Origin of the sequence: Enterobacter sp. BIDMC 27 (assembly GCF_000534415.1) — a bacterium.
GTDB classification, from domain to species: domain Bacteria; phylum Pseudomonadota; class Gammaproteobacteria; order Enterobacterales; family Enterobacteriaceae; genus Enterobacter; species Enterobacter hormaechei_C.
This window is the reverse complement of sequence record NZ_KI973178.1, coordinates 690,565-716,192: the sequence shown is the minus strand read 5'-3', so window position 1 is coordinate 716,192 and position 25,628 is coordinate 690,565. Positions and strand designations below refer to the sequence as shown.

General features: G+C 56.1%; 25 protein-coding genes. 10 read left to right on the top strand and 15 right to left on the bottom strand.

Going from position 1 to position 25,628, the window contains the following annotated elements; translation table 11 throughout:
* The first annotated feature begins 270 nt into the window (after window positions 1–270).
* The gene (gene sodA / locus L463_RS19080; RefSeq protein ID WP_003861999.1) at window positions 271–891 is read left to right on the top strand and encodes a superoxide dismutase [Mn]; all 621 of its coding nucleotides are present in this window, start codon (window positions 271–273) and stop codon (window positions 889–891) included.
* 66 nt (window positions 892–957) lie between these two features.
* Window positions 958–1,641, top strand: coding sequence for a 6-hydroxyaminopurine reductase (gene yiiM, locus L463_RS19085; protein ID WP_017382697.1), 684 nt, complete (start codon window positions 958–960; stop codon window positions 1,639–1,641).
* A 43-nt stretch (window positions 1,642–1,684) separates the two neighbouring features.
* Here the strand turns inward: yiiM and cpxA are convergent, their stop codons facing one another.
* Window positions 1,685–3,058 carry an envelope stress sensor histidine kinase CpxA gene (gene cpxA, locus L463_RS19090; protein WP_015569937.1) on the bottom strand — a complete coding sequence of 458 codons (1,374 nt, stop codon included), beginning with the start codon at window positions 3,056–3,058 and terminating at the stop codon, window positions 1,685–1,687.
* Window positions 3,055–3,753 carry an envelope stress response regulator transcription factor CpxR gene (gene cpxR / locus L463_RS19095; RefSeq protein ID WP_003862004.1) on the bottom strand — a complete coding sequence of 233 codons (699 nt, stop codon included), beginning with the start codon at window positions 3,751–3,753 and terminating at the stop codon, window positions 3,055–3,057. Before cpxR ends, cpxA begins: the two co-directional genes overlap by 4 nt.
* Window positions 3,754–3,903: 150 nt before the next feature.
* Here cpxR and cpxP point away from each other — a divergent pair, with 150 nt between their 5' ends.
* The 6 genes from cpxP to L463_RS19125 all read left to right on the top strand — a co-directional run bounded on the left by cpxP (window position 3,904) and on the right by L463_RS19125 (window position 10,049).
* Complete coding sequence (gene cpxP / locus L463_RS19100) at window positions 3,904–4,410, top strand: cell-envelope stress modulator CpxP (protein WP_032103449.1); 507 nt, start codon at window positions 3,904–3,906, stop codon at window positions 4,408–4,410.
* 153 nt (window positions 4,411–4,563) lie between these two features.
* The gene (fieF, locus tag L463_RS19105; RefSeq protein WP_017382698.1) at window positions 4,564–5,448 is read left to right on the top strand and encodes a CDF family cation-efflux transporter FieF; all 885 of its coding nucleotides are present in this window, start codon (window positions 4,564–4,566) and stop codon (window positions 5,446–5,448) included.
* A 184-nt stretch (window positions 5,449–5,632) separates the two neighbouring features.
* Window positions 5,633–6,595, top strand: a complete 963-nt coding sequence (gene pfkA / locus L463_RS19110) for a 6-phosphofructokinase (protein WP_003862009.1) — start codon at window positions 5,633–5,635, stop codon at window positions 6,593–6,595.
* Window positions 6,596–6,826: 231 nt separating this feature from the next.
* Window positions 6,827–7,816: a sulfate ABC transporter substrate-binding protein gene (locus L463_RS19115; RefSeq protein WP_032103450.1), complete on the top strand. Its 990-nt coding sequence runs from the start codon at window positions 6,827–6,829 to the stop codon at window positions 7,814–7,816.
* Window positions 7,817–7,927: 111 nt separating this feature from the next.
* Window positions 7,928–8,671, top strand: a complete 744-nt coding sequence (locus L463_RS19120; protein WP_003862014.1) for a CDP-diacylglycerol diphosphatase — start codon at window positions 7,928–7,930, stop codon at window positions 8,669–8,671.
* A gap of 73 nt (window positions 8,672–8,744) precedes the next feature.
* Complete coding sequence (locus L463_RS19125) at window positions 8,745–10,049, top strand: SLC13 family permease (RefSeq protein ID WP_032103451.1); 1,305 nt, start codon at window positions 8,745–8,747, stop codon at window positions 10,047–10,049.
* Window positions 10,050–10,085: 36 nt separating this feature from the next.
* Here the strand turns inward: L463_RS19125 and tpiA are convergent, their stop codons facing one another.
* Both tpiA and L463_RS19135 read right to left on the bottom strand, forming a co-directional pair.
* Window positions 10,086–10,853 carry a triose-phosphate isomerase gene (tpiA, locus tag L463_RS19130; RefSeq protein WP_003862019.1) on the bottom strand — a complete coding sequence of 256 codons (768 nt, stop codon included), beginning with the start codon at window positions 10,851–10,853 and terminating at the stop codon, window positions 10,086–10,088.
* A gap of 111 nt (window positions 10,854–10,964) precedes the next feature.
* Entirely contained in the window at window positions 10,965–11,561 is a 597-nt protein-coding gene (locus L463_RS19135) for a DUF1454 family protein (RefSeq protein ID WP_017383094.1), read from the bottom strand.
* Between the two features lie 112 nt (window positions 11,562–11,673).
* Here L463_RS19135 and L463_RS19140 point away from each other — a divergent pair, with 112 nt between their 5' ends.
* On the top strand, window positions 11,674–12,093 hold the full coding sequence (locus L463_RS19140) for a DUF805 domain-containing protein (RefSeq protein WP_006808672.1): 420 nt from the start codon (window positions 11,674–11,676) through the stop codon (window positions 12,091–12,093).
* Here L463_RS19140 and fpr read toward each other — a convergent pair whose 3' ends face one another.
* The 4 genes from fpr to L463_RS19160 all read right to left on the bottom strand — a co-directional run bounded on the left by fpr (window position 12,094) and on the right by L463_RS19160 (window position 16,445).
* Window positions 12,094–12,840 carry a ferredoxin--NADP(+) reductase gene (gene fpr, locus L463_RS19145; RefSeq protein ID WP_032103452.1) on the bottom strand — a complete coding sequence of 249 codons (747 nt, stop codon included), beginning with the start codon at window positions 12,838–12,840 and terminating at the stop codon, window positions 12,094–12,096. It lies immediately after the preceding gene.
* Window positions 12,841–12,936: 96 nt separating this feature from the next.
* Window positions 12,937–13,947, bottom strand: coding sequence for a class II fructose-bisphosphatase (gene glpX / locus L463_RS19150; RefSeq protein ID WP_015569942.1), 1,011 nt, complete (start codon window positions 13,945–13,947; stop codon window positions 12,937–12,939).
* Between the two features lie 122 nt (window positions 13,948–14,069).
* Complete coding sequence (gene glpK / locus L463_RS19155) at window positions 14,070–15,578, bottom strand: glycerol kinase GlpK (protein WP_006808669.1); 1,509 nt, start codon at window positions 15,576–15,578, stop codon at window positions 14,070–14,072.
* Window positions 15,579–15,599: 21 nt separating this feature from the next.
* Window positions 15,600–16,445 (bottom strand): MIP/aquaporin family protein, encoded by an 846-nt coding sequence (locus tag L463_RS19160; protein ID WP_015569943.1) that lies wholly within the window; start codon window positions 16,443–16,445, stop codon window positions 15,600–15,602.
* A gap of 399 nt (window positions 16,446–16,844) precedes the next feature.
* Between L463_RS19160 and zapB the strand changes: the two genes are divergently transcribed.
* Window positions 16,845–17,084 (top strand): septal ring assembly protein ZapB, encoded by a 240-nt coding sequence (zapB, locus tag L463_RS19165; protein ID WP_003862031.1) that lies wholly within the window; start codon window positions 16,845–16,847, stop codon window positions 17,082–17,084.
* Between the two features lie 585 nt (window positions 17,085–17,669).
* Here the strand turns inward: zapB and rraA are convergent.
* The 7 genes from rraA to priA form a co-directional block, all read right to left on the bottom strand.
* Window positions 17,670–18,155 carry a ribonuclease E activity regulator RraA gene (gene rraA / locus L463_RS19170; RefSeq protein ID WP_015569946.1) on the bottom strand — a complete coding sequence of 162 codons (486 nt, stop codon included), beginning with the start codon at window positions 18,153–18,155 and terminating at the stop codon, window positions 17,670–17,672.
* 92 nt (window positions 18,156–18,247) lie between these two features.
* Entirely contained in the window at window positions 18,248–19,174 is a 927-nt protein-coding gene (gene menA / locus L463_RS19175; RefSeq protein ID WP_094089599.1) for a 1,4-dihydroxy-2-naphthoate polyprenyltransferase, read from the bottom strand.
* A gap of 62 nt (window positions 19,175–19,236) precedes the next feature.
* Window positions 19,237–20,568, bottom strand: a complete 1,332-nt coding sequence (hslU, locus tag L463_RS19180; RefSeq protein WP_015569947.1) for an HslU--HslV peptidase ATPase subunit — start codon at window positions 20,566–20,568, stop codon at window positions 19,237–19,239.
* A 9-nt stretch (window positions 20,569–20,577) separates the two neighbouring features.
* The gene (gene hslV / locus L463_RS19185) at window positions 20,578–21,108 is read right to left on the bottom strand and encodes an ATP-dependent protease subunit HslV (RefSeq protein ID WP_003862036.1); all 531 of its coding nucleotides are present in this window, start codon (window positions 21,106–21,108) and stop codon (window positions 20,578–20,580) included.
* A gap of 94 nt (window positions 21,109–21,202) precedes the next feature.
* Complete coding sequence (gene ftsN, locus L463_RS19190) at window positions 21,203–22,171, bottom strand: cell division protein FtsN (protein ID WP_017383099.1); 969 nt, start codon at window positions 22,169–22,171, stop codon at window positions 21,203–21,205.
* A 92-nt stretch (window positions 22,172–22,263) separates the two neighbouring features.
* Window positions 22,264–23,289: a DNA-binding transcriptional regulator CytR gene (gene cytR, locus L463_RS19195; protein WP_032651968.1), complete on the bottom strand. Its 1,026-nt coding sequence runs from the start codon at window positions 23,287–23,289 to the stop codon at window positions 22,264–22,266.
* Window positions 23,290–23,408: 119 nt separating this feature from the next.
* Entirely contained in the window at window positions 23,409–25,604 is a 2,196-nt protein-coding gene (gene priA, locus L463_RS19200; protein WP_032104298.1) for a primosomal protein N', read from the bottom strand.
* Between the last annotated feature and the right edge of the window lie 24 nt (window positions 25,605–25,628).

Sequence of the window (25,628 nt, the reverse complement as noted above, 5' to 3'; positions counted from 1 at the left end):
TTTATAGCCGGAGGCTTCCCGCCGACTTGATGAGTGTAAAAATGAGGCGGTTTGGGAACCTTCAGAAGGTTGCCGCACTTTTGTTCAGGATGGCAATCAGCACGTTAAGCACGTGAGCAGACTCACAATTTTGTCATTTATCAAAAATCTAATAACCTTATAAAAACTACGGCATTGATAATCATTTTCAATATCATTTAATTAACTATAATGAACCAACTGCTTACGCGGCATTAACAGCTGTGCCGCCCGACAATAATGGAGAGGATTATGAGTTATACACTGCCATCCCTGCCGTATGCCTACGACGCACTGGAACCGCATTTCGACAAGCAGACGATGGAAATCCATCACACTAAACACCACCAGACCTATGTGAACAACGCGAATGCTGCGCTGGAAAGCCTGCCAGAGTTCGCTAATCTGCCTGTTGAAGAGCTGATCACCAAACTGGACCAGCTGCCGGCAGACAAGAAAACCGTGCTGCGCAACAACGCGGGCGGTCACGCTAACCACAGCCTGTTCTGGAAAGGCCTGAAAACCGGCACCACCCTTCAGGGCGACCTGAAAGCGGCTATCGAGCGTGACTTCGGTTCCGTTGACAACTTCAAAGCGGAATTCGAAAAAGCCGCTGCAACCCGTTTCGGCTCTGGCTGGGCGTGGCTGGTCCTGAAAGGTGACAAACTGGCGGTCGTTTCTACCGCTAACCAGGACTCCCCGCTGATGGGTGAAGCTATCTCTGGCGCATCCGGCTTCCCAATTCTGGGTCTGGACGTGTGGGAACACGCTTACTACCTGAAGTTCCAGAACCGTCGCCCTGACTACATCAAAGCCTTCTGGGATGTAGTGAACTGGGACGAAGCAGCAGCGCGTTTCGCCGCTAAAAAATAAGGTTGCATTGACGCCTGTGAGAAGCGAGTCTGATGACTCGCTTTTTTTGTATCTGAAGGAGTGGAGATGCATTACCCGGTGAATGTGTTTACAGGCAAGGTAAGGGAGTACGAAGGCAGCCGCCCGAGCGCCATCGCCAAAGTGCAGGTCGACGGTGAGCTGACGTTGACCGATCTCGGGCTTGCGGGTGACCAGCAGGCTGAAAAGAAAATCCACGGCGGGCCCGATCGCGCGCTGTGCCACTATCCGCGCGAGCACTATCAGCACTGGAAAGCCGAATTTCCTGAACAGGCGGACCTCTTCGTTGCCCCCGCGTTTGGCGAAAATCTCTCAACGGAGGGGCTGACGGAGAAGAACGTCTTTATCGGCGATATTTACCGCTGGGGCGATGCTTTGATTCAGGTCACCCAGCCGCGCTCACCGTGCTTTAAGCTTAATTACCATTTCGGCATTCAGGATATGTCGGCCCAGCTGCAAAACGCGGGTAAAACCGGCTGGCTGTATCGCGTTGTGCAGGCGGGACAGGTTTCGGCGGATGCGCCGCTTGAGCTGGCTTCGCGCTTGAGTGAGGTGTCGGTATACGAGGCCTGCGCAATTGCCTGGCATATGCCGTTTGATGACGAGCAGTATCACCGCCTGCTGTCAGCGGCGGGATTATCCACCAGCTGGACCAGAACGATGCAGAAGCGGCGGTTAAGCGGCAAGATCGAGAGCAGTTCGCGGAGATTGTGGGGGAAAGAGGTTCCGTAGAAAGTAGGCCGGGTAAGGCGAAGCCGCCACCCGGCACATACGGTTACGAACGCTTATACAGCGGCAGCCATAGCGTTAACCTCAGCCCGCCCAGCGGGCTGTCATCGGCTTTCACCCAGCCACGGTGCTGTTGCATGGCGGTTTCAACAATCGCCAGACCTAGCCCCGTACCACCAGATTCACGGTCGCGCGCCTCGTCGGTGCGGTAGAACGGACGGAAAATCTGCTCGCGATCTTCCGGGCTGACGCCAGGACCATCGTCATCGACAATGACGGTAATCCCGTCTTTATCCACCGAAAACGCCACTTCAATCTTCGTGTGCGAATAGCGCAGGGCGTTACGCACGATATTCTCCAGCGCGCTTTCCAGCGTGTTGGGGTTACCGTAGAGCGGCCACGGGCCCGGCGGGAAGTTGACGGTGAACGATTTGCCCATCTGCTCCGCTTCGAACGCCGCGTTGTCCAGCACCTCATGCCAGAGGTGATTGGCTTTCACCGTTTCGCTCACCAGCGCGTTTTTCTGCTGATTGCGCGACATCACCAGCAGATCGTTGATCATGCTGTCCAGGCGATGCGCTTCCGTCTCAATACGCTCCAGCTCTTTGCTCTCGCCGCTGCGGCGGCGCAGCAGGGCGGTACCCAGCTGTAAGCGCGTGAGCGGCGTCCGCAGCTCGTGGGAGATATCCGACAGCAGGCGTTGCTGCGCGGTCATCATGCGGTCAAGAGCAGAGACCATCTGGTTAAAACTGGTTCCGGCGGCCAGGAACTCCTGCGGCCCGGATTCCAGCTCCGGATGCTGCCTCAGGTTGCCCTGCGCCACTTCGTCCGCCGCATTTTTCAGCTTACGCGCCGGTTTCGCCAGGCTCCACGCCAGCCATAACAGCAGCGGGGAACTGACCAGCATCGTGACAATCAACAGCAAAAGCGGACGGTCAAACAGCAGGTTGATAAAGTCGGACTGGGAACTGCTCGCAGGGCGAATCAGATAGAGCTGGTAATTGTCTTCCCCATCCCGCACCGAGAAAGGACCGACCATCTCTACCCGACCATATTTCTTTTTCTGTGGGTGATCGGCATTATCCGCCTGGCCAATAAAGTTGCGGATAATCTGCATTTCATTGCGATCGGCCCCAATCACGCGGCCTTCACTGGTGACCAGTAAAAGACGTTGTCCGGGGGGCGCCCACTTGTCGATAGCGCGAAACAGCCTGCGCCACCACATTAAATCGTTCGGCGGATCGTTTGCCAGCTCCGCTTCCACGTGCTGCTCGATCATCACGCCCTGACGTTGCTCGCTGTCGAGCAGCTCCGTCATCTGGCGTGAGTCGAGTTTTGGCAACATCAAAACGAGCATTAAAACCAGTGCCAGCGTCAGCCAGAAGATGGCGAAGATGCGGGCGGTTAAGCTGCCTATCATGAAGCGGAAACCATCAGATAACCGCGACCACGCAGGGTTTTAAACCATGGGTGACCGTCTTTACGCTCCGGCAGCTTACGGCGCAGGTTAGAGATGTGCATGTCGATGGCGCGGTCAAACGGGGTGAGGCGTTTGCCGAGCACTTCCTGGCTTAAGTGTTCACGCGACACCACCTGGCCGAGATGCTGCGCCAGCAGATACAGCAGGGTGAACTCGGTGCCGGTTAGCTCCAGCGTTTCACCGTCGAAGCTCGCTTCCTGGCGGCCCGGGTTCAGGCTCAGGGAGTCCACTTCCAGCGTAGGTGAGCTGTTGTCGGTATTCTGCTGCTGCTCGCTCCAGTGAGAGCGGCGCAGGATCGCGCGAATACGGGCCACCAGTTCACGGTCGTTGAACGGCTTAGGTAAATAGTCATCCGCACCCAGCTCAAGGCCGAGTACGCGGTCAAGCTCGCTGCCGCGTGCGGTCAGCATAATGACGGGGGTCTGGTGTGTCTGGCGAAGCTCTTTCAACGTATCAATACCGTTTTTCTTCGGCATCATGACGTCGAGCAAAAGTAAATCGATGCTGTCGTCAAGGAGACTCAGCGCCTGCTCGCCATCATGGGCAACCAGGACGTTGAAACCTTCCATGTCGAGCAACTCCTTTAAAAGAGATGTGAGCTCTCGGTCATCATCAACTAACAGGATTTTATTCATTGTTTAAATACCTCCGAGGCAGAAATTACGACATCAAGGCTATCTAATCCATGACTTTACGTTGTTTTACACCCCCTGACGCATGTTTGCAGCCTGAATCGTAGACTGTCTCTCGTTGAATCGCGACACGAAAGATTTTGGGAGCAAGTGATGCGCAAAGTTACCGCTGCCGTCATGGCCTCAACGCTGGCCTTCAGTGCGTTTAGCCAGGCTGCTGTAGCTATCATCAGCGATAACGGTTCCTCAGCAGAGGGCGCAACGCAGCACAGCAGCCAAAGCCATATGTTTGACGGCATAAGTTTAACCGAACATCAGCGTCAACAGATGCGAGATCTGATGCAGAGGGCAAGACACGACCAGCCCCCTGTTAATGTTAGCGAAATGGAGACAATGCATCGCCTTGTCACCGCAGAAAATTTTGACGAAAGCGCTGTACGCGCTCAGGCCGAAAAAATGGCGCAGGAACAGGTTGCCCGCCAGGTAGAGATGGCGAAGGTTCGCAACCAGATGTTCCACCTGCTAACGCCCGACCAGCAAGCGGTTTTGAATACCAAACATCAGCAACGTATGAATCAGTTGCGTGAGGTTGCACGGATGCAGCGAAGCTCAGATATGACGCTTTTCAGTAGCAATAGCAGTACCCGTAGTAACCAGTAAACCCTGTTTTCCTTGCCATAGACACCATCCCTGTCTTCCCCCACATGATGTGGGGGTTTTTTTTGCCCATTGTTCAGGTTTGTTAACGCTTTATTCATCCTTTCACTCCACCACCATCCGTTATACTAGCGCCATGGCATGACAGGAGTGTTTATGAATCAATCCTATGGACGGCTGGTAAGCCGGGCCGCAATAGCCGCGACGGTGATGGCGTCGTGTTTGCTGATCATTAAAATTTTCGCGTGGTGGTACACCGGGTCGGTCAGTATTCTGGCGGCACTGGTGGATTCACTGGTGGATATTGCCGCCTCGCTGACCAACCTGCTGGTGGTGCGCTACTCGCTGCAACCGGCGGATGAAGAGCATACGTTTGGCCACGGCAAAGCGGAATCGCTGGCCGCGCTGGCACAAAGCATGTTTATTTCGGGCTCTGCGCTTTTCCTGTTTTTGACCGGTATTCAGCATCTTATTTCGCCTTCTCCGATGAACGATCCGGGCGTTGGCGTGGTCGTAACGGTAGTTGCACTTATAAGCACACTTGTTCTTGTAACGTTCCAGCGCTGGGTTGTACGCAAAACACAAAGCCAGGCTGTACGGGCCGATATGCTTCATTATCAGTCTGATGTTATGATGAATGGGGCTATTCTTATTGCGCTTGGTCTGGCCTGGTATGGCTGGCATCGGGCCGATGCGTTGTTTGCGTTAGGGATAGGGATCTATATTTTATACAGCGCCTTGCGGATGGGGTATGAAGCGGTACAGTCGCTTCTTGACCGTGCGCTTCCGGATGCAGAACGTGATGAAATTTATGCCATCGTGACCAACTGGCCTGGCGTCAGTGGTGCTCACGATCTTCGTACGCGGCAGTCAGGGCCGACCCGCTTTATTCAGATTCATTTGGAAATGGAAGACAACCTGCCACTGGTTCAGGCGCATATGGTCGCTGAACAGGTGGAGCAGGCGATTTTGCAGCGTTTCCCTGGGTCAGACGTCATTATTCATCAGGATCCGTGCTCTGTCGTACCCAGGGCGTTTTGAGCTTTCGTAATTCGTTGTAAAAAAGTGAGCCAGAGCAGCATTTTGTGGATAAATTACCACCATATGGCCTGACCTGAATCAATTCAGCTGGAAGGGATTGATATACTATTTGCAGTATTCGACGGTTGAACAGTTTCTTCCGGCAGCAGATTTCAATTTTGCATTCCTAAGTTCAGAGGTAGTCATGATTAAGAAAATCGGTGTGTTGACAAGCGGCGGTGATGCGCCGGGCATGAACGCGGCAATCCGTGGGGTTGTCCGTGCAGCGCTGACGGAAGGTCTGGAAGTTTTTGGTATCTATGACGGTTACCTGGGTCTGTATGAAGACCGCATGGTTCAGCTCGACCGCTACAGCGTGTCTGACATGATCAACCGTGGCGGTACTTTCCTCGGTTCTGCACGCTTCCCGGAATTCCGTGACGAACACATCCGTGAAGTGGCTATCGAAAACATGAAAAAACGGGGTCTGGATGCGCTGGTGGTTATCGGCGGCGACGGCTCCTACATGGGTGCAAAACGTCTGACTGAAATGGGCTTCCCGTGCATCGGCCTGCCTGGCACCATCGACAATGACATCAAAGGCACCGACTACACCATCGGTTACTTCACCGCGCTGGGTACCGTTGTGGAAGCGATTGACCGCCTGCGTGACACCTCTTCCTCACACCAGCGTATTTCTATTGTTGAAGTGATGGGCCGTTACTGCGGTGACCTGACTCTGGCGGCGGCAATTGCCGGTGGCTGTGAGTTCGTGGTGGTGCCGGAAGTGGAATTCAGCCGTGAAGATCTGGTCGCTGAAATCAAAGCCGGTATCGCGAAAGGTAAGAAACACGCCATCGTTGCTATCACCGAGCACATCTGTGACGTTGACGAGCTGGCGAAGTACATCGAAACCGAAACCAAACGCGAAACCCGCGCGACCGTTCTGGGTCACATTCAGCGTGGTGGTTCCCCAGGCCCGTACGACCGTATCCTGGCGTCCCGCATGGGCGCGTACGCGATCGAGCTACTGCTTCAGGGCCACGGCGGCCGCTGCGTCGGTATTCAGAACGAGAAACTGGTTCACCATGACATCATCGATGCCATTGAAAACATGAAGCGTCCGTTCAAAGGTGACTGGCTGGACTGCGCGAAAAAACTGTACTGATTGGCTCTGTTGCCCGGTGGCGGCAAGGTAAATGCAAAACGGTAACCCTTGGGTTACCGTTTTTTATGGTTGCTCCCTCTCCCGTGGGAGAGGGTTGGGGTGAGGGCATCAGGCCGCTCATTCACTTTTTTTATTCCTGCACGTTATAGCCAATCTTTTTTTATTCTTTAATCATCGGTTAGCTTTCTGGCACGCTGCATTCATCAAAACACTACACAAGAGAGCTGGGCGATGAATAAATGGGGCGTGGGGTTAACATTATTGCTGGCATCGACCAGCGTTCTGGCAAAGGACATTCAGTTACTGAACGTGTCGTACGATCCGACGCGTGAACTATACGACCAGTACAACAAAGCTTTCGCGGCGCACTGGAAACAGGAAACCGGCGATAACGTGGTGGTTCGCCAGTCTCACGGCGGTTCCGGTAAGCAGGCGACATCGGTGATCAACGGTATTGAAGCCGACGTGGTGACCCTGGCGCTGGCTTATGACGTGGACGCGATCGCGGAGCGTGGCCGTATCGACAAAAACTGGATCAAGCGTCTGCCGGACAACTCTGCGCCATACACCTCGACCATTGTCTTCCTGGTGCGTAAAGGCAACCCGAAACAGATTAAGGACTGGAACGACCTGATTAAGCCAGGCGTGTCTGTCATTACCCCGAACCCAAAAAGCTCCGGCGGCGCACGCTGGAACTATCTGGCAGCCTGGGGCTACGCGCTGCACCACAACAACGGCGATCAGGCCAAAGCACAGGGCTTCGTCAAAGCACTGTTTAAAAACGTCGAAGTGCTGGACTCCGGCGCGCGCGGTGCAACCAACACCTTCGTCGAACGCGGCATTGGCGACGTGCTGATCGCCTGGGAAAACGAAGCCCTGCTGGCGACCAACGAGCTGGGTAAAGACAAGTTCGAGATCGTCACCCCGAGCGAATCCATCCTCGCTGAGCCGACCGTCTCCGTCGTCGATAAGGTTGTTGATAAGAAGGGCACCAAAGCGGTGGCGGAAGCCTATCTGAAGTACCTCTACTCACCTGAAGGGCAGGAAATTGCGGCGAAAAACTTCTACCGCCCACGCGATGAGGCCGTCGCGAAGAAATACGAAAACGCCTTCCCGAAACTGAAGCTGTTCACTATTGATGATGTGTTTGGCGGCTGGACCAAAGCGCAGAAAGAGCACTTCTCTAACGGCGGCACCTTCGACCAGATCAGCAAGCGCTAAGCGTTTTACAAAGAACGACACGGTAACCCGGTGTGAGAAATCCGCCGGGTTTTTTATTTGGTCATCATTTTGCGTTACTCTTTTGCCTCTATTGAAAACAGGGAACGCGTTGTGAAAAAAATTATCTTACTGATTCTGATCGTTATCGCCCTTGCCGCAGGCGGCGTGTACTGGATGAAAGCGGGTAATCCGAATGCGTTGCGTCATATCGTTCTCGACCAGTGTGTGCCCAACCAGCTGCATAACCGTAACCCGGCACCGTGTGCGCAGGTGAAGCCAGATGCGGGCTACGTGGTGTTCAAGGACCGCAACGGGCCGCTGCAATACCTGCTGATGCCCACGTACCGTATCAACGGCACCGAAAGCCCGCTGCTGACTGAGCCGCAGACACCGAATTTCTTCTGGCTGGCATGGCAGTCTCGCCATTTTATGAGTATGAAACGGGGGGCCGACGTGCCTGACAGCGCCGTTTCGCTGACCATCAACTCCCCGACCGGGCGCACGCAAAACCATTTTCATATCCACATCTCCTGTCTGCGCCCAGACGTGCGCGAGAAGCTGAACGCGTCGCAGGGGCAAATCAGCACCCAGTGGTTACCGCTTCCGGGCGGGCTGGAAGGGCATGAATACCTTGCCCGTCGGGTGACGGAGAACGAACTGGTGCAGCGCAGCCCGTTTATGATGCTGGCGGAAGAGCTGCCGGAAGCCCGCGATCATATGGGACGCTTCGCGCTGGCGATGGCGCAGCAGTCGGACGGCTCGTTTGTATTGCTGGCGACAGAGCGTAACCTGCTTACCTTTAACCGCGCGTCGGCTGAGGAATTGCAGGATCATCAATGCGATATCCTGAAGTGACCCCACCATAAATAGCGTTTACTCGCCCTGCCTGTCGCCGTAGACTTGCTGAAAAATTCTACAGGAGACAGGTATGTCGCTCTGGTTAACGCATCCTCTGCTGCTTCCCTCGCTGATCGTCGGCGTCACCATCGTGCTGTGGGCGACGTCGCTGTTGCCGGAATTTATCACCGCGTTGTTGTTTTTCACGGCGGCGATGACCGCCAGAATCGCCCCGCCGGAAGTGATCTTCGGCGGCTTCGCCTCGTCTGCCTTCTGGCTGGTGTTCAGCGGCTTTGTGCTGGGCGTGGCGATTCGGAAAACCGGCCTGGCGGACAGGGCCGCCCGGGCGCTGTCGGCAAAGCTTACCGACTCCTGGGTGCTGATGGTGGCGAGCGTTGTGCTGCTGAGCTATGCCCTGGCATTCGTGATGCCGTCGAACATGGGACGTATTGCGCTGCTGATGCCGATTGTCGCCGCGATGGCGAAGCGGGCCGGCATTCCTGATGGCTCGCGGGCCTGGTTTGGCCTGGCGCTGGCGGTCGGGTTTGGCACCTTCCAGCTCTCGGCCACTATTTTGCCCGCCAACGTGCCAAACCTGGTGATGAGCGGCGCGGCGGAAGGCTCATACGGTATCCACCTCAACTATGTCCCGTATCTGCTGCTGCACACCCCGGTGCTGGGTATTCTCAAAGGCCTGATTCTGATTGGCCTGATCTGCTGGCTGTTCCCCGGCAACCCGAAACCGGCGAAGGATCTCGCGCCATCGGAACCGATGGGGCGTGACGAAAAACGACTCGCCTGGCTGCTGGCGGTGGTGTTGACGATGTGGGTGACGGAGAGCTGGCATGGCGTTGGGCCAGCGTGGACGGGGCTGGCGGCCTCGGTCATCGTTATGCTGCCGCGCATCGGTTTTATCACCGGGGAGGAGTTCTCGGCGGGGGTGAATATGCGCACCTGTATTTACGTCGCGGGTATACTCGGGCTGGCCATTACGGTGACGCAGACCGGTATCGGTGCGGCCGTAGGCGAGGCGTTGCTCCATATCATGCCGCTGGATGCAGACCGCCCGTTTACCAGCTTCCTGGCGCTGACGGGGATCACCACGGCGCTCAACTTCATTATGACCGCCAACGGCGTTCCTGCGCTGTACACCACGCTGGCGCAGAGCTTCTCCGACGCGACCGGCTTCCCGCTGCTGTCGGTGATCATGATTCAGGTGCTGGGGTATTCCACGCCGCTGCTGCCTTATCAGGCGTCGCCGATTGTGGTGGCGATGGGCTTAGGGAAAGTGCCTGCGAAGGCGGGGATGCTGCTCTGTCTGGCGCTGGCGATTGCGACGTATCTGGTGCTGCTGCCGCTGGATTATTTGTGGTTTAGCGTGTTAGGTCGTTTGTAGGGCGGGTTAGCGAAGCGCCACCCGCCACAAAGGCAATTACGCCTGCTTAGCCGCTTCTGCCGCTTTAACGATCACCGCGAAAGCGTCTGCTTTCAGGGATGCGCCGCCAACCAGTGCGCCATCGATGTCTGGTTGGGTGAACAGCTCAGCTGCGTTTGATGCGTTAACGGAACCGCCGTACTGGATGATGACCTGCTCAGCCACTTTCGCGTCTGCTTTTGCAATGTGGTCACGAATGAACTTGTGCACCGCCTGTGCCTGCGCTGGAGTTGCAGATTTGCCGGTACCGATCGCCCAGACTGGCTCGTAAGCGATAACCGCGCCTTCGAACGCTGCCGCGCCCTGGGTTTTCAGCACAGCGTCGATCTGACGTGCGCACACTTCTTCGGTTTTGCCTGCTTCGTTTTCTGCTTCGGTTTCACCGATGCACAGAACCGGGATCAGACCCTGCTCTTTCAGCACAGCGAATTTCTTCGCGATGAACTCATCGGATTCTTTGTGATAGGTGCGACGCTCGGAGTGGCCGATGATGATGTATTTCGCGCCGATATCTTTCAGCATTTCAGCGGAGGTTTCACCGGTGAACGCGCCAGACAGGTTAACGTCAACGTTCTGCGCGCCCAGAATGATGTGGCTGCCGTCAGCGGCACGTTTAGCCAGATCCAGGTACATATCCGGCGGAGCGATAGCAACCGCGCAGCCGGTCACGCCAGCCAGCTCTTTACGCAGGTTAGCAACCAGTTCGTTTACCATGTGGCGGCTGCCGTTCAGTTTCCAGTTACCCATCACTAAAGGATGTCGCATTTCAATTCTCCACGCTCAATAAGCGAATTAAGGAATATGGCCGCCCTGTCGGGCAGCATGGTCTGTGAATCAGTATAGAGATTTTCCCTCGAAAGGCTTTGCTTTTTGTCATTAATTCGCCCCCTCGAGTGCGTCTGATAGGGCCAGCTTAATCGGTTCAACCGCGAAGGTCAGCCCCTTTTCGCCGTTATCTGCGACGACATAGCGAACGGCACCTTCGGTATCGGCGTAATAGCGTTTGTTTTTCCCGGCGGTAAGCAGTTTTTGCAGCTTTTGCTGGCTTTGCGCTTTCGTGAAGGTGGGGGTAAAGGCGCGCAGAATAGCGCTCATGTACTCCAGCGCTTTCGCTTTCGCCGCTTTCTGCTCTGGCCCCTGAATCGGCAGCCAGGTGATCTGCATACTTTTGATTTTTAACGTTCCGCGCTCAAGGGCGGTAGAGGCATACAGATTCTCGTTAATTTTGCTGGCCGCGCGGGTCAGGGTCGGCGTATCGCGGGCGCTGTCAATCGCACGGAACTCTCCCAGCGGAAGTGAGGGGTTTTCTTTGTTGAAGGCTTCGCGGAACTGGCTGATAGATTGATCGAAAGAGGGGGCGCCCGCCAGAAGATAGGGGGCGGTGACCGGGGAAGCCGTTTCCGCGGCATACAGGGAAAAACTGGCGCTCAGCATCGCTAAACACAAATAAAGAGAGTGTGCCGAACTTTTCATCAACATTGCCCCTGGCCGTCATTGCCCATGATTAAAACGATATCTGGTCGGCTTGTCAAAAGGTCACAACTCCAGGGTAAAATGCGGGCTAAACAATAATAAGGAACCTTACATGACCATACAGCAGTGGCTGTTTTCATTCAAAGGGCGTATTGGACGCCGTGACTTCTGGATCTGGATTGCAACGTGGGTTGTCGCCATGCTGCTTCTGTTTTTTGTTGCCTACAACGCATGGCTGAGCACGCAAACGGCGGCATTTGCGCTGGTCTGTTTACTGTGGCCAACCGCCGCCGTAGTGGTGAAACGTCTGCACGATCGTGGCCGCTCCGGCGCATGGGCTTTCCTGATTATTCTGGCGTGGATGCTGGTGGCGGGGAACTGGTCAATGCTGCCCTCAATCCTCCCATGGGTGGTGGGCAGACTGCTGCCGACGGTTATCTTTGTAATGATGGTTGTCGAACTGGGCGCGTTTATCGGCACCCAGAGCGAGAACAAATATGGAAAAGATACCCTTGAGGTGAAGTACCGCTGATCACCAGTAGTGTTCGGCGGTCATGTGGCCCGGCCGGCGGCGAAGGTGCTTCGTCATCTGCCGGGTATCCTTCAGCAACTGCTGCGTATCGCGTACCATCTGCGGGTTACCGCACAGCATCACATGGCTGGTTTCGGTATTCATCGGTAAACCCACCGCTTCTTCCAGCGCGCCGCTTTCAATCAACGCCGGAACGCGACCGGTTAACGAGCCGGCTGCGGTTTCGCGGCTGACCACCGTCTTAATTTTTAACTTCCCGCCATATCGCTGTTCCAGCGCCTGCATCTGCGGCAAATAGCTCAGGTCTGCGGCGTAGCGCGCGGCGTGAACCAGCACGATATTTTTAAAGCGCTCCAGATCTTTGCCGTATTGCAGAATGGAGAGATACGGGCCGATGGCCGTCCCGGTCGCCAGCATCCAGAGCGTGTCACAGTCGGGGATTTCATCCAGCACGAAGAACCCCGCCGCGTCGGAGACAATCTGCACTTCATCGCCCGGTTTCAGCGCGGCGAGGCGCGGGCTGAGCTTACCGTCCGGGACGGTGACCAGATAGAACTCAAGGTCCGGGTTATCAGGCGCATTAACGTAAGAGTAGGCGCGCTGTACGCGTTCACCGTCGATATCCAACCCGAGCTTGGCAAACTGCCCGGCAGTAAACGGATGAACGGGAGCGTGCAGCGTGAGGCTAAATAGCGCATCGGTCCAGAACTGTACCTTTGTGACTTTACCTGTTACCCAGTCCGCCATGATCTTCTCCTGTGCTGTTTCTCTCTTCTATCTTCCGTACTTGCGGGAAACATTTCCAGCCCATTCGGGCCGGAAAGCTCTATCGATCAAACGGTTTTACAGAATGTGCGTCTGTACGTCCGGATCTTTACGATCGAGATAATGAATGGACTTAATGCGACGAATGGTGCGGGATTTACCACGGATCAGCAGGGTTTCAGTGGTGGCCATGTTGCCCTTGCGGGTGATGCCGTCCAGCAGATCGCCTTTGGTGATGCCGGTTGCGGAGAAGACCACGTTATCGCTGCGGGCCATCTCGTTCAGCGCGAGCACTTTATTGGCTTCGATGCCCATCGCTGCGCAGCGCGCCAGTTCGTCTGCACCAATGCGAAGGTTCTCGTCGCTGTCGCCTTTGACCTCATGGCGTGGCAGCAGACGCGCCTGCATATCGCCGTCCAGCGCGCGGATCACTGCCGCAGAGACCACACCCTCCGGCGCGCCGCCGATGCCGTAAAGCACGTCGACTTCGCTGTCAGGCATGCAGGTCAGAATAGAGGCGGCAACGTCGCCATCCGGAATAGCAAACACGCGTACGCCGAGCGCTTGCAGGTACGCGATGGTGGCGTCGTGGCGCGGTTTCGCCAGAATGGTCACGGTGAGTTCGCTGAGCGCTTTACCCAGCGCCGCAGCGATATTGCGCAGGTTGGCGTCCAGCGGCAGGCTAAGGTCGATAGCGCCTTTAGCGCCAGGACCGACGATCAGTTTTTCCATGTACATATCGGGCGCGTTGAGGAAGCAGCCCTTATCGCCCACCGCCAGTACCGCCAGCGCGTTGGCCTGGCCCATCGCCGTCATACGGGTGCCTTCGATTGGGTCGACCGCGATATCCACCGCATCGCCTTTGCCCGTCCCGACTTTTTCACCGATGTAGAGCATCGGCGCTTCGTCGATTTCGCCTTCGCCAATGACGATAGTGCCATCGATATTGACCTGATTAAGCACAATGCGCATGGCGTGGACGGCTGCACCATCTGCGGTATTTTTGTCGCCACGGCCCAGCCACTTGTAGCCTGCGAGGGCGGCAGCTTCGGTGACGCGGGAAAACTCGATAGCAAGTTCACGTTTCATGAGGTACTCGTACAATCAAAAGGAATTGCACGAAGTTTATCACAGAGTGGGGAGGGGCGAAGGGACCGGTGCGGTCGGAGCCCCTCACCCTAACCCTCTCCCAGGGGAGAGGGAATATAGGTTTACTCGTCGTGCTCTTCCCACGCCAGGGCACGTTTCACCGCTTTCTTCCAGCCGCTGTAGCGGTAGTTGCGCTCGGTGGTTTCGATGCCAGGACGGAATTCGCGTTCGATAACCGCTTTTTCCTGAAGCTCGTCGAGGTTTTGCCAGAAGCCAACCGCCAGACCTGCCAGATACGCCGCGCCCAGCGCCGTCACTTCTCGCACCTCAGGACGTTCAACGCGGGTGCCCAGAATGTCGGACTGGAACTGCATCAGGAAGTTGTTGGCTACCGCACCGCCGTCCACGCGCAGGGCGTGCAGACGAATGCCGGAGTCAGCCTGCATCGCTTCCAGCACGTCGCGCGTCTGATAGGCGATAGATTCCAGCGTCGCGCGAATGATGTGGTTTGAGTTCACGCCGCGCGTCAGGCCGAAAATCGCGCCGCGGGCATACGGATCCCAGTACGGTGCGCCCAGACCGGTGAACGCTGGCACCACGTACACGCCGTTGGTGTCTTTCACTTTGGTCGCGAAGTATTCGGAGTCAAACGCATCGCTGATCAGCTTCATCTCGTCGCGCAGCCACTGAATGGAGGCACCCGCCATGAATACCGCGCCTTCCAGGGCATAGTTCACTTCGCCGCGCGGGCCGCAGGCGATGGTGGTCAGCAGACCGTTTTCTGATTTCACCGCTTTCTCGCCGGTGTTCATCAGCATAAAACAACCGGTGCCGTAGGTGTTCTTCGCCATCCCTTCCTTGACGCACAGCTGGCCGAACAGGGCCGCCTGCTGGTCACCGGCGATACCGGCGATAGGAATACGCGTACCGCCTTTACCCCCAATGTTGGTCTGGCCGTATACTTCAGAAGACTTACGTACTTCAGGCAGCATCGCGCGCGGAATGTCCAGCGCGTCCAGCATCTTGTCATCCCACTCCAGGGTGTTGATGTTGAACAGCATGGTGCGCGAGGCGTTGGTGTAGTCGGTGACGTGAACGCGTCCCTGAGTCATCTTCCAGATAAGCCAGGTATCGACGGTGCCGAACAGTAGCTCGCCACGTCGTGCGCGCTCGCGTGAACCTTCCACGTGGTCGAGGATCCACTTCACTTTGGTGCCGGAGAAATAGGGGTCAACCACCAGGCCGGTGGCGCTGCGCACGTACTCTTCCATTCCTTCGCGCTTCAGCTGTTCGCAGATCTCTGACGTACGACGGCACTGCCAGACAATGGCGTTGTAGATGGGCTTACCGGTTTCGCGCTCCCAGACCACAGTCGTTTCACGCTGGTTGGTGATACCGATAGCGGCAATCTGGTCAGAACTGATGTCGGCTTTAGCCAGCACTTCCACCAGCGTGGAGCTTTGCGACGCCCAGATCTCCATCGGGTCGTGTTCTACCCAGCCTGGACGCGGATAAATTTGCTCAAATTCGCGTTGAGACACGCTGACAATGTTCGCGTCATGATCCATTACGACAGCGCGGGAGCTGGTGGTGCCCTGGTCGAGCGCAACGATATATTTTTTTTCGGTCATGGTATGTGTCCCGTAGTCAGATTACAGCGAAGCTTTTTGTTGTGTGGTGGAAGCCGTCTCTTTCTCCTCTTCCACACAGGTGTCGCACGGTAAGTGGCGACCAATTAATTTGCGATAGCCGAATGCGCCCAGCGCCGCCCCTACGATTGGCCCGAACAGCGGAACCAGGAAGTAAGGAATGTCTTTGCCGCCCGTGAAGGCGACATCGCCCCATCCCGCAAAGAAGGCGAAGGTTTTTGGACCCAGGTCACGCGCCGGATTCATCGCAAAGCCGGTCAGCGGACCCATGGATGCGCCAATTACCGCAATCAGAAGGCCAATCAAAAGTGGCGCCAGCGGGCCGCGCGGAATGCCGTTTCCATCGTCGCCCAGCGCCATGATGACGCCCATCAGAATAGCGGTAATCACCATCTCAACCGCGAACGCCTGCACAAAATTGATATGCGGATTCGGATACGTTGAGAAAATGCCTGCCAGATCCAGACTTTCGACACTGCCACGCACCATATGATGCGTCTGTTCGAAGTCGATGAAAAGATTGTAATAAAGCCCGTAAACTAACGCCGCTGCGCAAAAGGCGCCGGCAAATTGCGAAATGATGAAAGGAACAACTTTGCGTCCGTCAAAACACGCGAATAGCCACAACGCGATGGTCACCGCCGGGTTAAGATGTGCACCGGAAACCCCTGCGGTCAGGTAGATGGCCATCGCCACGCCCAGACCCCAGATAATACTGATTTCCCACTGACCAAAACTGGCACCCGCCACTTTCAGTGCTGCGACACAGCCTACTCCGAAGAATATCAACAACCCGGTACCCAGGAACTCGGCAATACACTGGCCTTTTAAGGTTGATGTCTGACTCATAATCGGAATCCTGCAAAAGAGTAATGTTTATTGTTTGCGTGACCGCCCGTGACAGTCACGATGCCCTGTAGACATAGTGTTAATTTATCGTTAACGAGCACAAACGAGAAATATCGAAATCTAAATGTGTGGTCTGCGTCAATAAAATGAGCGTTTTCGCGCCATAAAGCGCGTTTTTGCATCAGATAATGATTATGGGCTGAATCATTTCTTTAACTTATGGGTTAACAACTTAGGGGTATATGCGGCGAACGCACCAGGACGAGGCCGAAAAGTGTTGCAAACCGCGATCTGCGTGGCATGCCGCTGGACAGGGGCGACGGCGCTCCATACAATCGGAACATATGTTGTGCGCGTTTACGTTAAAGCGTCGCCTTGCAATTCAGGAGAGGTAGGATCATGTCTTTAGAAGTGTTTGAGAAACTGGAATCGAAAGTACAGCAGGCGATTGACACCATCACGCTGCTGCAAATGGAAATTGAAGAGCTGAAAGAAAAGAACAACTCCCTGTCACAGGAAGTTCAAAATGCTCAACACAGCCGTGAAGAACTGGAGCGCGAAAACAACCAGCTGCGCGAACAGCAGAACGGCTGGCAGGAACGCTTGCAGGCGCTGCTGGGACGTATGGAAGAAGTTTGATTTCCTTAGGGAATGCATTGAACAGGCCGGGTAAGGCGAAGCCGCCACCCGGCTTTTTTATGGTTTCCGCTAACCGATATCAAACCATAAAAAAGGCCGCCCTGGGCGGCCTTAACGCTACTTGTCCTGCGCTGTCGTAGCAAAAGCAACAAACCCAACAGGTTCATCGCTCTTTACAACGAGTACGCTGGCGACAATGAACGCGATACATAAATAGCGTTTCATTATACGGTCCCTGCTGCTTACCGCTCCACCGTTCACCATCGGTGATAAGTCGGTGGACACAAGCCCGGTTAAAGGTTGCTTTACGGTTGTGAATACACCTTTCCCTGGACCGATGCCCATTTGCGAGATGGCGGAAAGGGACACAGCATCATAATGAGCAACAGCTGCGGAGTTAAGGTTTCCACACATAATTAGGAATTTATAAAGGGTCGACAGGGGTTACCTGAGGAATGAACCAGGGTAAGATAAAAATCCTGGTTAAAGGTTGCAATATCACCCAACGGACCGCGAATCCCGAGGGACAAAAAAACCGCCACATTGCTGTTGGCGGTTTTTTTATGCATCTCGCTTACCGATTAACTACTCAATATCCAGCGCATCCTCAGAAAGGATAATGCCGGTATTGTCAGCATAAAGGTGGTCACCCGAGAAGAAGGTCACGCCGCCGAAATTGACGCGCACGTCGCTTTCGCCGATGCCGTCGCCCGCTGCGCCTACCGGTATGGCCGCGATGGCCTGAATCCCGATATCCAGGTCTTCGAGATCGTCCACCTGACGCACGGAACCGTACACCACAATGCCTTCCCACTCGTTCTGGACGGCAATTCCCGCCAGTTCAGCATCAATCAATGCACGGCGCACGGAACCGCCGCCGTCGACCACCAGAACGCGGCCACGGCCGTTCTCTTCGAGCAGATCGTACAGCAACCCGTTGTCCTCGAAACATTTCACCGTGATGATTTGTCCGCCAAACGACGACCGTCCACCAAAGTTGGAGAACAGGGGTTCAACGACGTTGACATCTTCCTGGTAGATGTCACAAAGCTCGGAGGTATCGTATTTCATAGGTTTAACGCTCTGTTGCTGCGAATGTGTTCAGTATATCGTGCGAAATGCGTTGTTGGCAAAATCATCAATTGTTAATTGATATTTGTCAGCTAACTCAGCGTCTGGCTTAAGACAATCCCGATGACGAACAGCAGGTTAGTCAACAGCGCGCCTTTTACCGTACGTTCCAGCATCGGTGGCATGGCGGCCGGGCTGAGTTCACGCATAACGTAGCGGGCCTGCTTAACCAGCAGCGGTGCGGCGAGCACAAACAGCCAGCCCCAGAGGCTGTGCAGCGAAATCAGATTGAACAGCGCCAGGCAGACCAGCGCGCCGATGAGCAGGCAGGCGTGATAGCGGCGTGCATTCACCGGACCTAGACGCACGGCCAGCGTGTTTTTACCGTTCTCGCGGTCGCTATCGATGTCGCGCAGATTATTGATATTCAGCACCGCCGTCGCCAGCAGACCACAGGCGGTCGCCGGCAGGAACAGGGCAGGGATCACCGTGTGCGCCTGTAAGTACCAGCTTCCCATCACGCTCAGCCAGCCGAAGAACACCAGCACGGAGATGTCGCCCAGACCAATATACCCGTAAGGACGCGTCCCGACGGTATAGGTAATGGCTGCAATAATGGCGAGCAAGCCCAGCACCAGGAAGCCAATGAAATCACTGGTGGTTTTCGAGGCGACCGTCACCAGCGCCAGCCCGGACAGGCAAATCAACACCACGGTGATAATCAGCGCCCGCTTCATCTGTGCCTGGGTAATCACCCCTTTTTGCATACCGCGCAGCGGCCCGATGCGGTCAGGCTTGTCGCTGCCTTTTACCGCATCGCCGTAATCATTGGCGAGATTAGAGAGGATTTGCAGCAGCCCGGCGGTGACAAGCGCCAGACCTGCTACCAGCGGATCGAAATGACCCTGCCACCAGGCAAGCGTGGTACCGACGATAATGGCGGCAAAAGCCAGAGGAAGCGTTTTAGGACGCAGACTTTCGAGCCACGCCTGTGTACGGCTGATATCAGTCATAGTTATTTAGCCAATAAAAATGGGGGCCATAGCCCCCATCAACAGTGATGAAAATGCATTGAACGCGATTATAGAATAAAACGGCTCAGATCTTCATCTGCCACTAACGCATCCAGGTGTTTGCCCACATAGTCTGCGTCAATGGTAATGCTTTGACCGTTAAGGTCGCTCGCATCATAAGAGATGTCTTCCATCAGGCGTTCCAGCACGGTGTGCAGACGACGCGCACCGATGTTCTCGGTGGTTTCGTTGACCTGCCACGCGGCCTGGGCGATGCGCTTGATACCGTCATCGGTAAATTCAATGTTCACGCCTTCGGTCGCCATCAGCGCTTTGTACTGTACGGTCACAGAAGCGTTTGGCTCAGTCAGGATACGTTCGAAATCTTCGGTGGTCAGCGCCTGCAACTCGACGCGGATTGGCAGACGTCCCTGAAGTTCCGGGATCAGGTCAGACGGGCTGGCAATCTGGAACGCACCGGAGGCGATAAACAGAATGTGGTCAGTTTTAACCATGCCGTGCTTGGTGGAGACGGTGCAACCTTCCACCAGCGGCAGCAGGTCGCGCTGAACGCCTTCGCGTGAGACATCCGGGCCGGACGCGTTGCCGCGCTTACAGATCTTGTCGATTTCGTCGATAAACACGATACCGTGCTGCTCAACCGCGTCGATAGCATCCTGTTTCAGCTCTTCCGGGTTAACCAGCTTCGCGGCTTCTTCTTCAATCAGCAGCTTCATCGCGTCTTTGATTTTCAGCTTACGCGCTTTCTGCTTCTGCCCGCCCAGGTTCTGGAACATGGACTGCAACTGGCTGGTCATCTCTTCCATGCCCGGAGGCGCCATAATTTCCACGCCCATTGGCGCGGCAGCGAGATCGATCTCAATCTCTTTGTCGTCCAGCTCGCCTTCGCGCAGTTTTTTGCGGAATGCCTGACGCGCAGCAGAAGGTTCAGGCTGCTGTTCAGCCTGTCCCCAGTTGTTTTTTGCCGGTGGGATCAGCACGTCGAGAATACGCTCTTCGGCCATCTCTTCGGCGCGATAGCGGTTTTTCTCAATTGCCTGGACACGCACCATCTTAATCGCCGAGTCGGTCAGGTCGCGGATGATGGAGTCCACTTCTTTACCCACATAGCCCACTTCGGTGAACTTGGTGGCTTCAACTTTGATGAACGGCGCGTTAGCCAGTTTGGCCAGACGACGGGCGATTTCGGTTTTACCCACACCGGTCGGGCCGATCATCAGAATATTTTTTGGCGTCACTTCGTGGCGAAGCTCTTCGTCGAGCTGCATGCGACGCCAGCGGTTACGCAGTGCGATAGCCACGGAGCGCTTGGCGTCGTCCTGGCCGATAATGTGTTTGTTCAGTTCGCTGACAATTTCGCGTGGGGTCATTTCAGACATGGGCGATCCTTACGCTTTAGACGGTAATTCTTCGATGGTGTGATTGTGGTTGGTATAGATGCAGATATCACCTGCAATATCCAACGCTTTCACCGCGATATCGCGCGCGTTCATGTCGGTATTTTCCAACAGCGCACGGGCTGCGGCCTGGGCGTACGGGCCGCCAGAGCCGATGGCAATCAGGTCGTTTTCAGGCTGAACCACGTCGCCGTTACCGGTGATGATCAGCGAGGCGTTTTCGTCAGCCACGGCCAGCAGCGCTTCGAGCTTGCGCAGCATGCGGTCGGTACGCCAGTCTTTTGCCAGCTCAACGGCGGCTTTCACCAGATGACCCTGATGCATTTCCAGTTTGCGTTCAAACAGTTCAAACAGCGTGAAGGCATCAGCCGTGCCGCCTGCGAAACCGGCGATCACTTTGTCGTTATAAAGACGACGTACTTTCTTCACGTTGCCTTTCATGACGGTATTACCCAGCGTGGCCTGGCCATCACCGGCAATTACCACCTGGCCGTTACGGCGTACACTTACTATTGTTGTCACGAGCAGACCCCCTGGTTACAGATTCGGGAAACAGAAGCCCTGAGCCTGTGCTCAGGGCTGAATTAAATGATAGATGGGGGGGATTTTGGGGGTTTCAACCCCCGGAGGCGAGTCGAATGCAGTTTGTGTGGCCAGCCACTTTCAAACGGGAAATGGTGCCGTCTGCGTTTTCTTTGCCTTTGACCGGTCCAATTACTACGCGATTCCAGCCGTTGTTGGTGGTAATGCGTGAGTCAAATCCTTCAAATGCCAGCTGAGCACGCACCGTTTCTGCCTGTTCGGCGCCTTTAAACGAACCGCACTGAACCATCCAGCGGCGTTCATCTTTTTTCTCAGCCGTCTGCTTCGGTGCCTCGGTCTCTTTGGTAACCGGCGCAGCCTGCTGCGTTTTTGGCTGTTGCGCAGTGGTATGCGCAGGCGTCTGCAACAGATCCTGATACGGCTGTGCCGTTTGCTTCTGCGGCTGCGCCTTCGGTTGCTGCTGGACAGGCTGAGTTTGTACGGTACGCGTCTGCTGCTGCGGTTGTGTACGCGGCTGCTGTACCGGCTGCGTCTGCGTCCACTGCTGCTGTTGCGTTTGCTGCTGAGCCTGACGCTGGCGCTGCAACGTTTGCTGACGCTGCGCCGGGGTTTGTTCGTTCCACGGTACTTCGTTCAGCTGCGTAGGCTGCTGGCGCATGTCCGCCTGCATCTGAGCGAGCAATTGACGCTGTTCGTCCGTCAGCTGATCGGCATTCTTTACTTCACCCCCGGCAGAAGGCTCGGTAGGCGCACGTACGCCAGGCTGGCGGCTTTCCAGCTCTTTAATGTAGCGCCAGCGCTCTTCAGGCTTCGGCGGCAGGCCGTTGCCGACGACCTTATTACCCTGAAGGGCTTCAGACTCTTCTTTTTTATGATGCGTAATGAAGTAGAGGCCGCCAATAAAGGCCACCAGCACAGCCGCAGCAATGGCGACCATAGCTGGGGAGACAGCAGACAGGCTGCGTTGCTTGCTTTTTGAACTACTCTTTTTGCGTCGCGAAGGTGCCGGCTGGCCGCGACGTACATAATCTCGTTGTGCCACTATCGTTTCGCTGTATTTATTCGTTCGTCAGCCCGCCATGTTACTTAAGCGACGGGGCTTTGACCAGATAAGGGTGTCGAAAGGTATTTACTTTAAGTTAATGCCTGGGTAGAGCCGCGCACAATCAGCTCACAATCCAGTAGTCGTGACCCACTGCTAACTGATTGACCGTGCAGCTGATCCAGCAAAAGCAGCATCGCTTCACGGCCGATGTCATACCGCGGCTGTGCAACGGTCGAAAGCGGCGGATCGCAAAACTCCGAAAGTGAAATATTATCAAAACCGATTATCGACAGGTCCTGCGGCACGCGCAGGCCGTGACGTTTGGCGTAGGATAACGCCCCCAGCGCCATCACGTCGCTGTGGCAGAAGACCGCGGTGGGCGGTTCTGGCAAGGACAGCAATTTTTCCAGCGCCTGCCCGCCCGCTTCAAAGGTGAAATCACCGCGCGCAATGTAGTGCGGATCGACGATAGCCCCGGTACGGCGCAGCGCCTGAACGTAGCCCTGCAAGCGGTAATGACACAGCGGCATCTCTTCTGGTCCGGCGATACAGCCGATACGCTTATGCCCCAGTTCCTGAAGATAGTTCACGGCGTTGAATGCGGCGGTGAGGTTATCGATATGAACGGTTGGCAGCTCCAGCTCCGGCGCGAATTCGTTCGCCATGACCATCGGCGGTAAATTGCGCTGTTCTTCAATGCTGGCATCAAACGGCAGGCGTGAGCCAAGCAGCAGCATGCCATCAATCTGCTTGGTGATGATCAGGTCGATGAACGTTTTTTCCTGCTGGTTCTGGTGAGCACAATCGCCAATCAGCACCAGATAGCCTTGGGCGGCGGCCGTGACCTCAATGCCGCGGATGATTTCGCTGAAGAAGGGATCGCAGATGTCCGGCACGATCACCAGGATGGTGCGGGATTCGTTGCGTTTAACGTTGCGCCCCATGGCTTGCGGGAAATAACCGACCTCAAGCGCCGCCTTTTCAACCCGGTTTCGGGTCGCCTGGGAGACTTTGTCAGGGTTCATCAATGCGCGGGACACGGTTGCTGTTGAGACTTGTGCTTTCTCGGCAACGTCTTTCATGGTCGCCGAGGCAACCTCTTTCCTGGACTTCAACGTCTTCTCCTCGCCTGAACACCGAACTGCGGACAGCACCATTTTTACAGATAGTTAATGGAATCGGTTACAGAATTTTCATAAAAAGTGTGAGGCGCATTAAATTTTTCGATCCGTCTTCAGCCTTCAATCGGATCGACGTCAAGAACCCACTTCACTTTTCGCGCTTCCGGTAGGGTATTGATCAGCGCCAGCGTGCCGCTGACGATCTGCTGTAAACGGATACGCGAGGGGTGCTGAAGTAACAGTTGCCAGCGGAAACGGCCGCCGCGTTTCGGGGCGAGCGCGGGTACCGGGCCTAAAATCCACAGCTGATTATCCACCAGCGGGCTGGCTTGCAGGAGGTTTCTCAGCTGTTGCAGGAACAGCGGAGCCTGCTGGTTATTATGATCTTCCGCACGGATGATAACGTGGCTGGTCCATGGGGGAAGCTGCATCGTCTGACGTTCGGCCAGCGCCTGGTCCGCGAAGGCGTCATAGCCTTTGTGCAGCAGAGTTTGCAGCAGCGGATGTTCAGGGTGGTGCGTTTGCAGCACCACCTCGCCCTGCTTACCCGCTCGACCAGCGCGACCGGCAACCTGGGTATAAAGCTGGGCGAAACGCTCGGCGGAGCGAAAATCCGCGGAGAACAGCGCGCCGTCGACGTCCAGCAGGGCGACCAGCGTCACGTCCGGGAAGTGGTGCCCTTTCGCCAGCATCTGAGTACCAATCAGGATGCGCGCGCCGCCGCGATGCACTTCCGCCAGTTGCTGCTCCAGCGCCCCTTTACGGCTGGTGGTATCCCTGTCGATACGGGAGATGGGTACGTCCGGGAAGAAGGGCGCGAGCGCCTGTTCAAGCTGTTCCGTTCCCAGACCGACCGGCACGATGTGCGTTGAGCCGCAGGACGGGCATTGACGGGGGACCGGACGCTGGCTGTCGCAGTGGTGGCAGCGTAAATGGCGCTGAGCCTGGTGGAAGGTGTAGTAGTGATCGCAGCGCGGGCACTCCGCGATCCAGCCGCAGTCGTGGCACAGCAGCGCAGGCGCGAAGCCGCGGCGGTTCAGGAACAGGATCACCTGGTTGCCCGCCTGCAAATGCTGGCGCATGCGGCTAATCAGCGCAGGCGCTAACCCGGCCTGCACCTGCTGGCCTTTCAAATCCAGCACATGCTGAATGGCCGGGCGAGCATTCCCCGCACGGCGCGTCAGGCGCAGCATGTGGTATTTACGCTGGCGAACGTTGTGCAGCGTTTCAAGCGCGGGGGTGGCGGACCCGAGAATAATGGGGATTTGTTCGCTGTGGGCGCGGTACACGGCTAAGTCGCGGGCGTGATAGCGCCAGCCTTCCTGCTGTTTATAGGAGCTGTCATGCTCTTCATCGATCACGATAACGCCGAGATTTTTAAACGGCGTAAACAGCGATGAACGGGTGCCGATCACAATCGCCGCTTCGCCGTTTTTCGCTTTCAGCCAGGCGCTGAGGCGCTCGCTGTCGTTCAGGCCGGAGTGCAGAACCTCAACTGGCGCATTAAAGCGTTCACGGAAACGCGCGATGGTTTGCGGCGTCAGGCCGATTTCCGGCACCATCACCAGCGCCTGTTTGCCCTGCGCGAGCACGTTTTCCAGCACGCTCAGATACACTTCGGTTTTACCGGAGCCGGTGACGCCCGCCAGCAGCCAGGCGGAAAAATGGTCGGCGGCGCTGTGAATCGCGCCTACGGCGGTGGCCTGCTCGGTATTCAGACGCAGGCGATCGCCCGAGACGGAAAAGCCGTCGCGCCAGTCGTGAAGGGCAGGTGCTTCACTGGCCAGCTCGCTCAGCCCTTTCTTCCTTAATGCCTGCAACGCGGTTTCGCTTACCTCAAGCTCGTCGACCTGATGGCGCCAGATTTTTCCCTGGCGCAGCGCGGCCAGCGCCTGCTGCTGTTTCTGCGAGCGCTTCAGGCTGTTAATGTCCACAGCCTGGCCCTGCTCGGTGGCAAACCAGTACCACATTGGTGCGTGGCTGGCGCTCTTGCCCTGGCGCAGCATAATGGGCAGGGCATGGAACAGCACGTCGCCAATCGGATGATGATAATAATCTGCCGCCCACAGCAGCAGTCGCCAGGTGCTGGTGGAGTAAACCGGCTCGCTGTCCAGCACCTCAACAACCGATTTCAGCTCGTTAAGCGGCAGTTCGCTGTGTTCGCTGACGGACACCACGATCCCCACGCGCTGCTGTTTGCCAAACGGCACGGTCACGCGACAGCCCGCTTTGGCGCTCATGCTGTCGGGCAGCAGGTAGTCAAAGGTGCGGGGAAGCGGAACGGGCAGGGCAACGTGAGCGACGGGCATCGAATCTTCCTGACTTGAAAAGTG

What these genes read in the sequence shown, in the direction of transcription:
- L463_RS19140 (WP_006808672.1), top strand. Translation starts at nt 11,674, where the DNA reads ATGACCATACAGCAGTGGCTGTTTTCATTCAAAGGGCGTATTGGACGC.
- cpxA (WP_015569937.1), bottom strand. Translation starts at nt 3,058, where the DNA reads ATGATAGGCAGCTTAACCGCCCGCATCTTCGCCATCTTCTGGCTGACG.
- tpiA (WP_003862019.1), bottom strand. Translation starts at nt 10,853, where the DNA reads ATGCGACATCCTTTAGTGATGGGTAACTGGAAACTGAACGGCAGCCGC.
- cpxR (WP_003862004.1), bottom strand. Translation starts at nt 3,753, where the DNA reads ATGAATAAAATCCTGTTAGTTGATGATGACCGAGAGCTCACATCTCTT.
- glpK (WP_006808669.1), bottom strand. Translation starts at nt 15,578, where the DNA reads ATGACCGAAAAAAAATATATCGTTGCGCTCGACCAGGGCACCACCAGC.
- L463_RS19135 (WP_017383094.1), bottom strand. Translation starts at nt 11,561, where the DNA reads ATGAAAAGTTCGGCACACTCTCTTTATTTGTGTTTAGCGATGCTGAGC.
- fieF (WP_017382698.1), top strand. Translation starts at nt 4,564, where the DNA reads ATGAATCAATCCTATGGACGGCTGGTAAGCCGGGCCGCAATAGCCGCG.
- yiiM (WP_017382697.1), top strand. Translation starts at nt 958, where the DNA reads ATGCATTACCCGGTGAATGTGTTTACAGGCAAGGTAAGGGAGTACGAA.
- cpxP (WP_032103449.1), top strand. Translation starts at nt 3,904, where the DNA reads ATGCGCAAAGTTACCGCTGCCGTCATGGCCTCAACGCTGGCCTTCAGT.
- L463_RS19160 (WP_015569943.1), bottom strand. Translation starts at nt 16,445, where the DNA reads ATGAGTCAGACATCAACCTTAAAAGGCCAGTGTATTGCCGAGTTCCTG.
- glpX (WP_015569942.1), bottom strand. Translation starts at nt 13,947, where the DNA reads ATGAAACGTGAACTTGCTATCGAGTTTTCCCGCGTCACCGAAGCTGCC.
- rraA (WP_015569946.1), bottom strand. Translation starts at nt 18,155, where the DNA reads ATGAAATACGATACCTCCGAGCTTTGTGACATCTACCAGGAAGATGTC.
- priA (WP_032104298.1), bottom strand. Translation starts at nt 25,604, where the DNA reads ATGCCCGTCGCTCACGTTGCCCTGCCCGTTCCGCTTCCCCGCACCTTT.
- L463_RS19125 (WP_032103451.1), top strand. Translation starts at nt 8,745, where the DNA reads ATGTCGCTCTGGTTAACGCATCCTCTGCTGCTTCCCTCGCTGATCGTC.
- sodA (WP_003861999.1), top strand. Translation starts at nt 271, where the DNA reads ATGAGTTATACACTGCCATCCCTGCCGTATGCCTACGACGCACTGGAA.
- zapB (WP_003862031.1), top strand. Translation starts at nt 16,845, where the DNA reads ATGTCTTTAGAAGTGTTTGAGAAACTGGAATCGAAAGTACAGCAGGCG.
- hslU (WP_015569947.1), bottom strand. Translation starts at nt 20,568, where the DNA reads ATGTCTGAAATGACCCCACGCGAAATTGTCAGCGAACTGAACAAACAC.
- fpr (WP_032103452.1), bottom strand. Translation starts at nt 12,840, where the DNA reads ATGGCGGACTGGGTAACAGGTAAAGTCACAAAGGTACAGTTCTGGACC.
- pfkA (WP_003862009.1), top strand. Translation starts at nt 5,633, where the DNA reads ATGATTAAGAAAATCGGTGTGTTGACAAGCGGCGGTGATGCGCCGGGC.
- L463_RS19115 (WP_032103450.1), top strand. Translation starts at nt 6,827, where the DNA reads ATGAATAAATGGGGCGTGGGGTTAACATTATTGCTGGCATCGACCAGC.